Raw genomic sequence first — 12,642 nt, 5'->3', positions numbered from 1 at the left:
GTGTGTATCTGAAAACTGAATTTGTATATTTATTCTATATTTTTCACCTTAATTTCTTTAATTGCACCAAACTCATATTTATCAGGCCAATTACATACATCCGACACAATACATTCAGCACATTTAGGTTTACGTGCAATACAACAATAACGCCCATGTAAAATTAACCAATGATGTGAATCTAAAATAAACTCTTTGGGAATGACTTTAATTAAGCGTTGTTCAACTTCAAGCACATCTTTTCCAACCGCTAAGCCAGTACGGTTACCTACGCGGAAAATATGGGTATCTACTGCCATGGTTGGCTGCCCAAAAGCTGTATTCAATACGACATTCGCTGTCTTACGTCCAACACCAGGCAAAGCTTCCAAATCTTTACGGTTGTCAGGGACTTGGCTGTTATGGAGTTCGATCAACATTTTACAAGCTTTAATGACATTTTCTGCTTTGGAATTATATAAACCAATGGTCTTGATATATTCCTTGAGTCCATCTACCCCCAAGGCATAGATTTTTTCAGGGGTATTTGCTACTGCAAAAAGCTTATCTGTGGCTTTATTGACACTGACATCAGTCGCTTGTGCAGATAAGGTTACCGCGACTAAAAGTTCAAATGGCGAGGAGTAATTTAACTCAGTTTCAGGATGAGGTCGTTGTTCACGTAAACGCTCAAAGAACGTCTGAATTTGCTTTTTGGTCATATTCTTTACAGCCATGATCATTCTCCTTGCACATCAGATAATTGCTGTAAAAGTGCCTCGAGTTGCTGCTGTTTTTTTGCATCAGGACGTACGGAAAGTTGCTTTTCTAATTTTTTAATTTGTGTGCGAATCTTTGCCAGTTCAATGGTGCTTTTTGCATCAAGGATTAATTTAGGTTGTTCTGATTTTTCAATGACTTCAATTGCAGTGAGTTGCTGATTTTGTTCAGTATATTGAGCGAATAACTCTGTATCTATTTCAGCACGTACGACAGGCCCTTTACGGTGAATACGACGATTTTCTTCACGTTGAATATGGGCATAATACCGTTGTCTGAGATCGGCTTGTTCATCAAGACGCTGTGACTCTGTAGGAATACTTTGCGTGTCTTCAACCAAATCAATACAGTCCACAGGGCATGGAGGAATGCATAGTTCACAGCCTGTACATAAGTCTGTCAAAATCGTGTGCATCAGCTTTCCAGAGCCAATGATCGCATCGACAGGGCATGCACTGATACATTTGGTACAACCGATACATTCATCTTCACGAATAATCGCTTTCATCCGTTGTGGACGCCCATCACTTTGGATCTCCCACACACTCGGTTCAGCCACTAATTTTGGACGGGACAATAAAGCAGCCAAGGCATCCGCAACAGGCTGACCACCAGGTACACATTTGTTAGCATCTTCTCCCTCAGCAATCGATTTGGCATAAGGCAAACAACCATCTCGATGTCCGCATAATCCACATTGGGTTTGAGGTAAAAGGGCATCAATCTGCTGTATGAGAGAAATAGAAGGAGTCATGTGCTTAAAAATATAACAAGGTGCCAGTTAGGTTTTTGAATTTTAGCATATTCTGAAGATTTTGTACTTGATCCAAAATGGTACAAAAAGTGCGCTGAATGTGGGCAAAAACACCTAAGTAATTTATTAAAAATAAGACTGAATAGACATAAATTTTTTTATTAATTAGAAATTATCACATTGAATTTAATAATTATTTAAAAAAACATTGGAAAAAGTGTTGTAGATTGTTAACAAAAGAGATTAAATACTTTGCGCCAAAATATATCATTCTTTTGAAAAATTTGACCAATTTTGATTCACCCCTTTTGCTGAGGATTGAGCGTTGAAATATACTAGCCTGAATGACTTCCTAAATTACGTTAAAGCACGTGATCCAAATCAACCAGAATTTCTGCAAGCTGTAGAAGAAGTAATGACCAGCTTATGGCCATTTATTGAAAAAAATCCACAATATGCAGATTATGGTTTGCTTGAGCGTCTTGTAGAGCCTGAACGTGCTATTCAATTCCGCGTTTCTTGGATAGATGACCAAGGTCAAACTCAAGTGAATCGTGCTTTCCGTGTTCAGTATAACTCTGCGATTGGACCATTTAAGGGTGGTATGCGCTTTCACCCATCTGTAAACCTTTCAATTTTAAAATTCTTAGGTTTTGAGCAAACTTTTAAAAATGCGTTGACAACATTGCCAATGGGCGGTGGTAAAGGTGGTTCTGACTTCAACCCGAAAGGTAAGTCAGAAGGCGAAATTATGCGTTTCTGCCAAGCTTTAATGGTTGAGCTATATCGCCATCTCGGTTCAAACACAGATATTCCAGCGGGCGATATCGGTGTGGGTGGTCGTGAAGTCGGTTATATGGCGGGTATGATGAAGAAGCTCAGCAATGACACTTCATGCGTATTCACGGGTAAAGGTTTATCTTTCGGTGGTTCATTGGCCCGTCCTGAAGCAACAGGTTTTGGTACAGTGTATTTTGCAGAAGAAATGCTCAAAACACGTAGCGACAGTTTTAAAGGTAAAATTGTCACCATTTCTGGTTCTGGTAACGTTGCACAATATGCTGCTGAAAAAGCAATGTATTTGGGTGCAAAAGTGGTTTCACTTTCTGACTCTAACGGTACGGTTTATGTGAAAGATGGTTTCACAACAGAGCTTTTATGTGAAGTGATGGAACTCAAAAACGTAAAACGTGGTCGTATCTCTGAATTTGCGTCTAAACATGGCTTTGAATACCTTGAAGGTCAACGCCCTTGGTCAATCAAGTGTGACATTGCGTTGCCATGCGCAACTCAAAATGAGCTAAATGAAGAAGATGCAGCAACATTGCTTGCCAATGGTGTGATCTGTGTTGCTGAGGGTGCAAACATGCCTTCTACACTTGGAGCTGTAGAAAAATTCGTCGAAGCGAAAATTCTTTATGCACCAGGTAAAGCATCAAATGCAGGTGGTGTAGCGACTTCTGGTCTTGAAATGTCACAAAATGCAATCCGTTTGGGTTGGACATTTGAAGAAGTTGATGAGCGTTTGCATGCGATCATGAAAGAAATTCACCGTAACTGCGTGAAATACGGTACCGAAGAAGATGGTACTGTGAACTACGTAAACGGTGCGAACATTGCAGGCTTTGTAAAAGTGGCTGATGCAATGTTAGCGCAAGGTGTATTCTAAGCTTTAAAACTTTGAATAAATCTAAAAACCGATGCTTTTGCATCGGTTTTTTTATGGCTTTGCATCAGGTTAATGTCAGGTCTTATTTTTAATGGCTTGAAAAATCATAGTGGGTTGATATTTGGACTCTAAAATTAATTTGGGTAAAGCCGTTGAAAAGTCAAACCTGATACTCATTGGCTTTGACATACTTTGAGCAATCTGTCGCTCATGTTGTCTATTGCCACAAAATTTCACTTGGCTTCTCAAGTTACCTTTTGGAATGATCGTCTTATTTTCAAGTATATAGTTTTGACTTTGACGATTACACCCTGCATAAAACAGCATATGATCGGCTGTGAAATTGATAAGTAAGGGTTGAATTTGGTCAAGGCTTGGTTCATCAGTTTGATGTTGCCATGTAAATTTTTTCAATAATTCAGCATCATAATGGGGGAGATCAGAAATAGAAGGAAGTGCCTGAAAGGTATATATAGCGCCATTTTTTAACGAAACATTCAGCTTTTTTTGGTCTTTGGCATGTGTTTGAATGTCTAAATGTGCATCCGTGAAAATTTGAGTCGCTAACTGTTCTTGATGCTCTAGTGCACCACAGCCCATCAAAGTTTGTACCTGAACAGGATTTGCTTTGAGGTGCTTGCCATTGAGTACATGCATTTTTGAGATTTGATTACAACCGCTATAGATTTGAGTACCTTGAGTTGAAATATTAACCAGAATAGGCACTGAGCTGTTTGGTGGAGTATAGCCCCATGTATATTGTGTTAAGGCATCAGTGAATTGCTGTGTGGATAGCGGAGCAGTAAGGTTTAGAGATTGATTTTGAGTGGGGGAATTTTGACAAGCTGAAACAGATAATAATGCACAGAAAAACAATAATGGCACGATTTTCATCATTTATTCTCCATGGGGGTTTTTATTTTTACTCAAAATTTTTGTACCGATAAATATATACTCTTGTTGGTCTTTTTGGAAAATAAGTTTTGGGTGATGACTTGAGCGTACTGTAATTTTAAAGGGGACAGCTTGCAAAAAAAACATACGAATAAAGTGTTCCTGTTGCATGATATTGGGTGTACATGCTTGGGCATCACCATAAAATAAAGGCGTACTCATTTTCTGTTCAATAATTTTATAAGCTCCTCCCATAGCGTTACAGGACGTATATGTATTGAGATGATCATTGCTAAACGTCAGTTCAATCGAAATGTTACTGTTGGGTGGTGTATATGCCCATGTATATTGACCAAGTAGCTTTTGAGTTTCTTGTGTAGATCGCAGTTTTTCAGTACAAGCCGTAGAGAATAGGACAAGTATCATTATTTTAGTTTTCATGTTCTAATCACACATATTGGAATTATTGAAAAGGATTAAAAAAACCGATGCCTAAACATCGGTTTTAAAAAAGTTATTTTGATATATAAGAAATTAAAGAGAACCTTTAACTGCTTCACGTTCAATGATCATGTCTTGTACATAAGCATATTTAGATTGATCAGCCGCAGGGTTTTTAATTTCATAACGTTTAATGCGTACCACTTGACGCTCATTTGGCGTATGGGTAAAACCTTCAATTTTGTCATAGAATAAAGTCCAATCTTTGTCGACTTGGCTTTTGACTCCATTGTCAGCATATTTAATTTCGCGTACTTGTAAACACGTTTGTGGTGCAACACCTGTACATTGTTTTGTTTCAGGGCTGATTTCTAAAAAGATCGTTTCACCTTGCGTGTTATATTTGGTTTCAGGTGTTAATTGACCTGTAAATACTACTTTTTCACCTTTAGCAGATGTCAGGGTTAACGTTGGTTTTTGTGGATTACTTGTGTTTAATACAAAAGCAGTTTTACCTTTTTCAAACAAGCTTGCAGCAAGACCTTCTTGTTTTGCTGCATCACCTGGACATGCCATAAGCGTAGATGCCACATTAGTGCTAACAATTTGATTATTTTCAATTTTCCAGCTCGTAGACATAGAGTTACAACTCGTAGAAATACCTAAGCTGCCATCTTGAGCAAAATTTAAGACCAATGGTTTAGCTGCGCCAGTATCTACTGACCATTGATAAGCTGGTAAAATTTTATCTGCATTTTGTTGTTGTAACACTGACACTGCTAAATCTCCAACTTTTTGAATATCACTTGATTGACATGCAGCTAAGGTTAAAGGAAATAGGGCAAGTGCAAGATATCGTAATTTCATAATATGATCTGCAAGTATTTGATTTAAATGATAGTAGAGAGCATAACTGATTTAACTTACAAAACAATGGATACATTCGGAGATTTTAGGTTTCAAAATGTATCCATGAATTTATATTTGTTAATTAATAAATATATTTTATGTATTTTTATTAAATATCAATCAAAACGATATATGTCCATGCCGAGCGCACCCATAGAAAAACTACTATGTACTATACTAAATCGCGTACCTGTGCCCATGGCAAAAAACAGCGGTGCGAAATGTTCAATTGTAGGGTGATTACGTTGAACAAAAGGTATATTTGACCAATCTAGTACAGCATCGTAGTCATTATGAGTGAGCTTATTGACCACATAATTACGGAATGTAGATGCCCACTCAGGCACATTCTGATTGTCATTATTCCAAGATAATTCACGTAAATTATGGGTAATACTGCCTGAACCAATCAGTAAGATTTGCTTTTCACGTAGTGGCGCTAAGGCTTGTCCAATTTTATAAATCTCATCCGCATTCATACTCATCGGTAGCGAGATTTCAACCACAGGAATATCAGCATCAGGATACATGTGCAGTAAAGGCATCCATACGCCGTGGTCACGTGGACGTGTACTGTTGGCATGTGCAGGTAGATGTGCCTCAGCAAGTAAATGCAAAATTTCTTCAGCTAATTCAGGATTTCCAGGCGCAGGGTAGCGTATTTCATACAATTCAGGTGGAAAACCACGGAAATCATGCCACGTTTCAGGACGTACCCCTGTACTGACTTCTAGTGCCTGACTCTCCCAATGTGCTGACATGACTACAATGGCTTGAGGTTTGGGTAAATTAAGACTTAAGCGATAGAGGGCTGGTCCCACTTGTTCAGGATTCAGTGCTAACATTGGCGAACCATGTGAAATAAATAAACCTGGAAGTGTTTGTAAATTCATTTGAGATTCACCTATGTTGAATGTAAATGAAGAGGATGCCAAAAAAATGTGCGGATGGAAAGATGAATTATTTCAACATATTGTTCTAAATGTAGAACGACTTATGTGGCATCCTATCTTGTTTAGCCAGCACGATGATAAGGATGGTTGTTATTGATACTCATCGCTCTATAGAGTTGCTCAATGAGCATGACACGTACCATAGGATGCGGTAAAGTTAATTTAGACAATGACCAATGCCATGCAGCCGCTTTACGTACCGCTTCAGAATGTCCATCTGGTCCACCAATTGCAAGGGCAACATCATTGCCTTCAAGCATCCATGTTTTCATGGTTTCAGCAAGCTTTTCTGTGCTAAATTCACGTCCACCGACTTCCAAAGCAATGAGTACTTCATTTTGTTTTAACTGAGTCAAAATACTATCACCCTCAAGATTACGATATTTTAAAATATCTGCTTCAGAGTCATTTTTAGCTCGTTTGGCCATCGGAAGTTCAATGATTTGAGTTTGTACAAAAGGTTGAATACGTTTGAAATAATCTTCAAAGCCAGTCAATACCCAAGCAGGCATTTTTTGACCGATGGTCAGAATGCGGATTTTCATATAAAACTAATCGTGACATGTATAGATCGATATTATAACCCGATATTTTAATGTTCTTAGATTTGGGGTGAAATTTACCAGCAGCAAAGCTAAAAATAATATCCAGTGGATTGTTATAGCAAAGTAGAGCTATGGAATTTTTCTATTGCAAAATAAAGGTGATTACACAATATAAGATGTTATATATCAACGATAAAATAAATTTTTAATAAATTAATTATTTGTAATTATATTTACGCAGTAATCATCATGATGGTTGAATAAAAAGCGCAGTCCTAAAGCCGTTAGGACTGCGTTTTAACATCAATCTATCTGGAGATTCAATTGATGTTAACGAAACGATCTTTGGATGTAGGATCGTATCTATACATTTTATTATGAGGGAAATTGTTGTTATTTCAAGCAAATATATTCAAAAATTTTAACAATCCTTAAAATAATTGCATTATTTTTAATTTTTACTTATCTAATTGAAAAGGCTTTGTTGCACAAACCTATCTGTAAAGGCTTTTTCAGCGATATAATTTTCAAATGAAGAAGCCTACACACAAAATCTACCGTACAACCAATTGGCCCGCATATAACCGAGCACTCATGAGTCGCGGAAATATTGCCATTTGGTTTGATCCTGCTACGCAATGGTATGCTCCATCAAAAGGCAAACAAGGGCGAAATCAAACCTACTCCGACGCAGCTATCCAATGCTGCTTAATGATTAAATCCTTATTCCGTCTATCTTTACGTATGGTCACTGGCTTTGTGCAAAGTCTGATTAAACTTTGTGGATTAAATTGGACCGCACCAGATTACAGTACGCTTTGTAGAAGACAAAAGCATATTGATATTGCAATCAGCTACCAAAAAAGTAGCGATGGGCTGCATCTACTCATAGACTCTACAGGCATGAAGTTTCTAGGTGAGGGCGAATGGAAACGCAAGAAACATGGACCTGAATATCGTCGCCAATGGCGTAAACTTCATATTGGTATAGATGCTAAAACCCTTCAAATACGCGCTATTCAACTCACTACAAATAATGTGAGTGATTCACAAGTGCTTGGTGATTTACTCGATCAAATTCCACAAGATGAGCAGATTGACTCTGTTTATACCGATGGAGCTTATGACACCAAGCAATGCCGTCAGGTCATTGCAGATCGGCAAGCGCATGCAGTGATTCCACCTAGAAAAAATGCGAAACCATGGAAAGATACAAAGAGTAGCTCGCTAGCGCGAAATGAATTACTTCGAACAGTTAAACGTTTAGGCAGGACACTATGGAAAAAATGGTCAGGCTATCATCGCCGCAGTTTGGTGGAAACCAAGATGCATTGCATCAAATTATTAGGCGATAAATTAATGGCAAGAAGCTTTCCTAGTCAGGTGAATGAGATTCATGCACGTGTAGCAGTCCTCAACAGATTTACGGAATTAGGTCGACCACTTACCCAAGTTACGCCTTAAATTTGGCTCAATTAGGGGCGCTTTGCATTTCAAATCTTTGTGCAACAAAGCCAATTGAAAATCATATATTTTAGGTACAATAAAAAAGAGCGCCGTAGCGCTCTCTTTCATTTTCTTTTTAAATTAATGACGAGCTGCTTTTTTGCCGTCATCCACTGCTTTGACAATCGGTGCCTTAACTAAAGGTTTTGGCATTTCAACCAAAGCCAAAGGTAAAATTTCATCGATTGATTTTACAGCTTTAATTTCTAAGCCTTCTTTGACGTTGTCTGGAATTTCTGCCAAATCACGTACATTTTCCTGTGGAATAAACACGAGTTTCACGCCACCACGATGTGCAGCTAAAAGTTTCTCTTTTAAGCCACCAATACGCATTGCACGACCGCCTAAACTGGTTTCACCTGTCATGGCAATATCAGGACGAATTGCAATACCTGTGAATGCAGACACAAGCGCAGTCGTCAGGGCTAAACCGGCCGAAGGACCATCTTTTGGTGTTGCACCTTCAGGTAAATGAACGTGTACATCGGTTTCTTCAAAACGAGAAGCTTCAATACCCAATTCATCGGCACGGGTACGAACCACGGTCATTGCTGCAGTAATCGATTCTTTCATCACATCACCGAGTGAACCCGTTGTAATGAATTTACCTTTACCTTTGACCGCTGCAACTTCAATCGTTAACAATTCACCACCGACTGAAGTCCACGCCAAACCATTAACACGGCCGACTTGAGCTTCTTCTTCAGCCATACCGAAGTCAAACTTATGCGGACCTAAGTATTCAGGAAGATTTGCTGAAGTGACATCCACTTGTAAGTTTTTAGATTTCTTACTTACTGCTTCCTTCACTACTTTACGTGCAATTTTGGACACTTCACGTTCGAGATTACGAACGCCTGCTTCACGCGTATAACGTTGTACGATGTCACGAATTGCTTCTTCATGAACAGTCAATTCTTTAGCACGTAAGCCATTGTTCTTGATTGCTTTCGGAACAAGATAGCGTTCTGCAATATTGATTTTTTCGTCTTCGGTATAACCTGGGAGACGAATCACTTCCATACGGTCAAGCAATGCTTCAGGAATATTCATACTGTTGGCAGTACAGATAAACATCACTTCAGATAAGTCGAGATCAAGATCGAGGTAATGATCATTAAACTTACTGTTTTGAGATGGGTCAAGCACTTCAAGCAATGCCGAAGCTGGATCACCACGGTAGTCTTGTGCCATCTTGTCAATTTCGTCGAGTAAGAATAATGGATTCTTTACGCCGACTTTAATTAAAGACTGCACAATTTTACCTGGCATCGCACCAATATAAGTACGACGGTGTCCACGGATTTCCGCCTCGTCACGTACACCACCTAAAGCCATACGAACAAATTCACGACCTGTTGCTTTTGCAACGGATTCACCAAGAGAAGTTTTACCCACACCTGGAGGACCAACTAAGCAAAGAATCGGGCCACGAAGCTTTTTCACACGTGATTGCACTGCAAGATATTCCACAATACGATCTTTGACATCATCTAAGCCATAATGATCTGTATCTAAAATTTCTTGTGCTTTTGCCAAGTTAATGCTGACTTTGCTCGCTTTATTCCAAGGTGTATCTAAAATCGCCTCAATATAGTTACGAACCACTGCTGCTTCACTTGAAGCGGGTTGCATTGACTTAAGCTTACGGAATTCACTTTCAGCTTTTTTACGAACATGTTCAGGTAGATCTGCTTCCGTAAGACGTTTTTCAATTTCAGCAACGTCATCTTCAGCACCACCATTCATGTCAGAAAGTTCGCGTTGAATGACTTTCATCTTTTCATTGAGAAAGTATTCACGTTGATTCTTTTCCATTTGGCGTTTTACAGAATCATGCAATGTTTGCTCAATCTGTTGTTCTTCAGATTGTTGTAGCAAATAAGTCATGAGTTCTTGTAAATGTGCTTCAAACTCATCGTGCTCTAAGAATTTTTGTTTAATATCGATATTCAAAGGTACACGTGTTGCGACAAAAAATAATAATTGCAATAAATCATCAATTTTATTCGCCGCTGTAATCAATTCACGTGCATTACGTAATTTTGCTTCTGCATATTGAGCAAATAAGGCACGTAATTCTTCAACACGTGTTTTTTGCGTATCTTCATCAATGGATACTGTCATTGGGCTTAAAGCATGCTCTGCTGATAAATACTCATCATTTTCGATGATTTGTACCAGTTTAGAACGATGTAAACCTTCAATTAATACTTTTATACAGTTTTCATCATTTTCGTGATTCACAACTTGTACAATCTTAGCGACAGTACCATATTGATATAAATTGTCGTGATCAATTTCTTCTGTAAGCGAATCTTTTTGCGCAACTACAAATACTAAATTGTCACTGTTACGAGCCACATCAACTGCATTGATCGATTTTTCACGACCTACAAATAGCGCAATTTGCATGTGTGGATAGACCACAACATCACGTAACGCTAAAAGCGGTAATACACTTGGAACCTGTGGCTCTAAGTTTTCTTGATTCATAATAATCTCAGACATGGGCACTCCTAATGAGTGACAACGGTGTTGCCATGTTTTTTATAGTGATGGGTATTTTAAAAATTACAAGGGCTTTAAAAAATAATTTGCATAAAAAATGCCAAGTATTTGTTTATAAATAAATCATAATAGATGCTATTGACTGATTTGACACTTAAAATGGACAAATTTTGTAGGTGTAATCAGTGCATGAAGGGGTTGATCCCAAGGATTTTTTTTCAACCTTTGCTGTAAAAATTGAAAATCATGTGCAAGTCCTAAACGATAGGGTTTAAATGGTGCTGAAGCTAAAGTCCGATCATAAAAACCACCGCCCATCCCCATACGTATTCCAACTGCATCACATGCTAATAACGGCATGAGCAATACATCTAAATGTGAAACATGCGAAGCGCGACTTGCCATGGGTTGTAACATGCCGAGTTTATGTAATACAAACCGTTTATTTCTATATTGTTGATGTGAAATTTTAACCCAACGCAAGGTTTTATTCATGTTACAAATGAGCGGTAAATACACATTTTTGTGATGTTTAAAACAATATTCAATCATTTTTCCAGTATGTAACTCACCAAAACTATGTAGATAAATACCGATATTGTGGGCTGTTTTAAATTTAGGATTTTTAATCAGGCGTTGTAATGTAAAGTTTTCACTATGTTTTTGTTCTAACATAGAAATTTTTCGGCGTTTTGTTCTTAAATCCTTACGCAGAATTTGGTTTTGATTAGACATAATAGTTAAATAAGTGTTAATTACATCACTAAATAATAGCAGATTAAAATGTTTAAAATAAAGTCTAAATAATGAAATGGAGTTTTTATTCTATTGTTGTTTATTTTAAAGTAATTATTCTAATTATTTTTAATATTATTTAGAGAAACTAATTATACTAAAGTGGTTGGTTTTAATTTAAACCCAATTTTCATTTAAATTGGGTTTAAATTTTAATATTATGATTTTTTATTAATAATGAAAGGGCGGTCTTCATTATCTAAAGATAATATAATATTTACACTTTGAAACTGATCATTAATAACAAGTTTTGTGTGATATGTTTTACATTCTTCTTTGCAGTTTTTAACAGATAGTACATATTCATTTGGTTTTAAATAGTAAGTCGTTGTATTGTTGATATAGAAATCACCCGCTTTAAAATCATCAATATAGAACTTAATTGGACAATCTTTATTGTTCTCTTTTTCTTCATCACATAATTTTCCATCACGTTGAACATGGATGGGTTTTGTATTTAATTCTTTGTTTATAAATAATAAATTTTTAGGTTTGTTCTTTTCGCTTACAGTTGTTAATTGTGTGCAAGCAGACAGAGAAGCAATCACTGCAATGGAAATGAAGGCATTCTTAAGCATAGTAGTATCCTGTTAGAAAAATTTAAATATCGACGATTAATATTTTACCAAATAGTAAAATACAAATTATATTGATATGTATTGTTGATTGTACAAAAAATATCGCTCTGATAATATACTTTACCAATTGTTACTAATAATTGGGCATTTAAAATGCAAAAAATCACGTTAATAGATAAGTCTTCACTTGAGAAAGTTAATGTAGAGTCTAATATAATAAAATTAGAAAAATCGATGATTATTCAGCCAAATATTAAAAAAGAAGAAATTTTAGAGATTATTCAGGAAGGTGATAACCTCATAATTAAATTTAAAAAATGGTGAAAAC

The 12,642-nt window shown here is 37.1% G+C and carries 13 protein-coding genes; 3 read left to right on the top strand and 10 right to left on the bottom strand.

Features of this window, described 5'->3' with window-relative positions:
- Positions 1–29 precede the first annotated feature (29 nt).
- Together nth and G0028_RS13725 are read right to left on the bottom strand one after the other, a co-directional pair.
- Positions 30–716 carry an endonuclease III gene (gene nth, locus G0028_RS13730; protein ID WP_180045689.1) on the bottom strand — a complete coding sequence of 229 codons (687 nt, stop codon included), beginning with the start codon at positions 714–716 and terminating at the stop codon, positions 30–32.
- Positions 717–718: 2 nt separating this feature from the next.
- Complete coding sequence (locus G0028_RS13725) at positions 719–1,513, bottom strand: RnfABCDGE type electron transport complex subunit B (RefSeq protein WP_180045688.1); 795 nt, start codon at positions 1,511–1,513, stop codon at positions 719–721.
- Between the two features lie 325 nt (positions 1,514–1,838).
- Here G0028_RS13725 and gdhA point away from each other — a divergent pair, with 325 nt between their 5' ends.
- Complete coding sequence (gdhA, locus tag G0028_RS13720) at positions 1,839–3,182, top strand: NADP-specific glutamate dehydrogenase (RefSeq protein ID WP_130074664.1); 1,344 nt, start codon at positions 1,839–1,841, stop codon at positions 3,180–3,182.
- Between the two features lie 75 nt (positions 3,183–3,257).
- Here gdhA and G0028_RS13715 read toward each other — a convergent pair whose 3' ends face one another.
- From G0028_RS13715 to rlmH, 5 genes are all read right to left on the bottom strand, one after another.
- Complete coding sequence (locus tag G0028_RS13715) at positions 3,258–4,079, bottom strand: META domain-containing protein (RefSeq protein WP_174492194.1); 822 nt, start codon at positions 4,077–4,079, stop codon at positions 3,258–3,260.
- The gene (locus G0028_RS13710; RefSeq protein WP_180045687.1) at positions 4,080–4,517 is read right to left on the bottom strand and encodes an META domain-containing protein; all 438 of its coding nucleotides are present in this window, start codon (positions 4,515–4,517) and stop codon (positions 4,080–4,082) included. It lies immediately after the preceding gene.
- 93 nt (positions 4,518–4,610) lie between these two features.
- Positions 4,611–5,384 (bottom strand): META and DUF4377 domain-containing protein, encoded by a 774-nt coding sequence (locus G0028_RS13705; protein ID WP_180045686.1) that lies wholly within the window; start codon positions 5,382–5,384, stop codon positions 4,611–4,613.
- Between the two features lie 158 nt (positions 5,385–5,542).
- Positions 5,543–6,319 (bottom strand): DODA-type extradiol aromatic ring-opening family dioxygenase, encoded by a 777-nt coding sequence (locus G0028_RS13700; protein WP_180045685.1) that lies wholly within the window; start codon positions 6,317–6,319, stop codon positions 5,543–5,545.
- A gap of 122 nt (positions 6,320–6,441) precedes the next feature.
- A complete protein-coding gene (rlmH, locus tag G0028_RS13695; protein WP_130074669.1) occupies positions 6,442–6,924 on the bottom strand; it encodes a 23S rRNA (pseudouridine(1915)-N(3))-methyltransferase RlmH in 483 nt (160 codons plus the stop codon).
- 531 nt (positions 6,925–7,455) lie between these two features.
- Here rlmH and G0028_RS13690 point away from each other — a divergent pair.
- Complete coding sequence (locus G0028_RS13690; RefSeq protein WP_174894013.1) at positions 7,456–8,388, top strand: IS5-like element IS17 family transposase; 933 nt, start codon at positions 7,456–7,458, stop codon at positions 8,386–8,388.
- Between the two features lie 123 nt (positions 8,389–8,511).
- Here the strand turns inward: G0028_RS13690 and lon are convergent, their stop codons facing one another.
- The 3 genes from lon to G0028_RS13675 form a co-directional block, all read right to left on the bottom strand.
- Complete coding sequence (lon, locus tag G0028_RS13685; protein WP_180045321.1) at positions 8,512–10,941, bottom strand: endopeptidase La; 2,430 nt, start codon at positions 10,939–10,941, stop codon at positions 8,512–8,514.
- A gap of 135 nt (positions 10,942–11,076) precedes the next feature.
- Positions 11,077–11,676 carry a 5-formyltetrahydrofolate cyclo-ligase gene (locus tag G0028_RS13680; protein ID WP_180045320.1) on the bottom strand — a complete coding sequence of 200 codons (600 nt, stop codon included), beginning with the start codon at positions 11,674–11,676 and terminating at the stop codon, positions 11,077–11,079.
- A 218-nt stretch (positions 11,677–11,894) separates the two neighbouring features.
- A complete protein-coding gene (locus G0028_RS13675) occupies positions 11,895–12,314 on the bottom strand; it encodes a hypothetical protein (RefSeq protein WP_180045319.1) in 420 nt (139 codons plus the stop codon).
- A 153-nt stretch (positions 12,315–12,467) separates the two neighbouring features.
- Here G0028_RS13675 and G0028_RS13670 point away from each other — a divergent pair, with 153 nt between their 5' ends.
- Positions 12,468–12,638, top strand: a complete 171-nt coding sequence (locus tag G0028_RS13670; protein ID WP_180045318.1) for a BapA/Bap/LapF family prefix-like domain-containing protein — start codon at positions 12,468–12,470, stop codon at positions 12,636–12,638.
- Positions 12,639–12,642: the final 4 nt, after the last annotated feature.

Origin of the sequence: Acinetobacter piscicola (assembly GCF_015218165.1) — a bacterium.
Lineage (GTDB): Bacteria > Pseudomonadota > Gammaproteobacteria > Pseudomonadales > Moraxellaceae > Acinetobacter > Acinetobacter piscicola_A.
The sequence above is the reverse complement of the archived record's forward strand: the minus strand, read 5'-3'. Positions and strand labels throughout refer to the sequence as shown.

Bases quoted from the DNA above. Each gene is read 5' to 3' on its own strand.
- nth (WP_180045689.1), bottom strand. From the start codon at position 716: ATGGCTGTAAAGAATATGACCAAAAAGCAAATTCAGACGTTCTTTGAG.
- G0028_RS13725 (WP_180045688.1), bottom strand. From the start codon at position 1,513: ATGACTCCTTCTATTTCTCTCATACAGCAGATTGATGCCCTTTTACCT.
- G0028_RS13715 (WP_174492194.1), bottom strand. From the start codon at position 4,079: ATGATGAAAATCGTGCCATTATTGTTTTTCTGTGCATTATTATCTGTT.
- G0028_RS13710 (WP_180045687.1), bottom strand. From the start codon at position 4,517: ATGAAAACTAAAATAATGATACTTGTCCTATTCTCTACGGCTTGTACT.
- G0028_RS13705 (WP_180045686.1), bottom strand. From the start codon at position 5,384: ATGAAATTACGATATCTTGCACTTGCCCTATTTCCTTTAACCTTAGCT.
- G0028_RS13700 (WP_180045685.1), bottom strand. From the start codon at position 6,319: ATGAATTTACAAACACTTCCAGGTTTATTTATTTCACATGGTTCGCCA.
- rlmH (WP_130074669.1), bottom strand. From the start codon at position 6,924: ATGAAAATCCGCATTCTGACCATCGGTCAAAAAATGCCTGCTTGGGTA.
- G0028_RS13690 (WP_174894013.1), top strand. From the start codon at position 7,456: ATGAAGAAGCCTACACACAAAATCTACCGTACAACCAATTGGCCCGCA.
- lon (WP_180045321.1), bottom strand. From the start codon at position 10,941: ATGTCTGAGATTATTATGAATCAAGAAAACTTAGAGCCACAGGTTCCA.
- G0028_RS13680 (WP_180045320.1), bottom strand. From the start codon at position 11,676: ATGTCTAATCAAAACCAAATTCTGCGTAAGGATTTAAGAACAAAACGC.
- G0028_RS13675 (WP_180045319.1), bottom strand. From the start codon at position 12,314: ATGCTTAAGAATGCCTTCATTTCCATTGCAGTGATTGCTTCTCTGTCT.
- G0028_RS13670 (WP_180045318.1), top strand. From the start codon at position 12,468: ATGCAAAAAATCACGTTAATAGATAAGTCTTCACTTGAGAAAGTTAAT.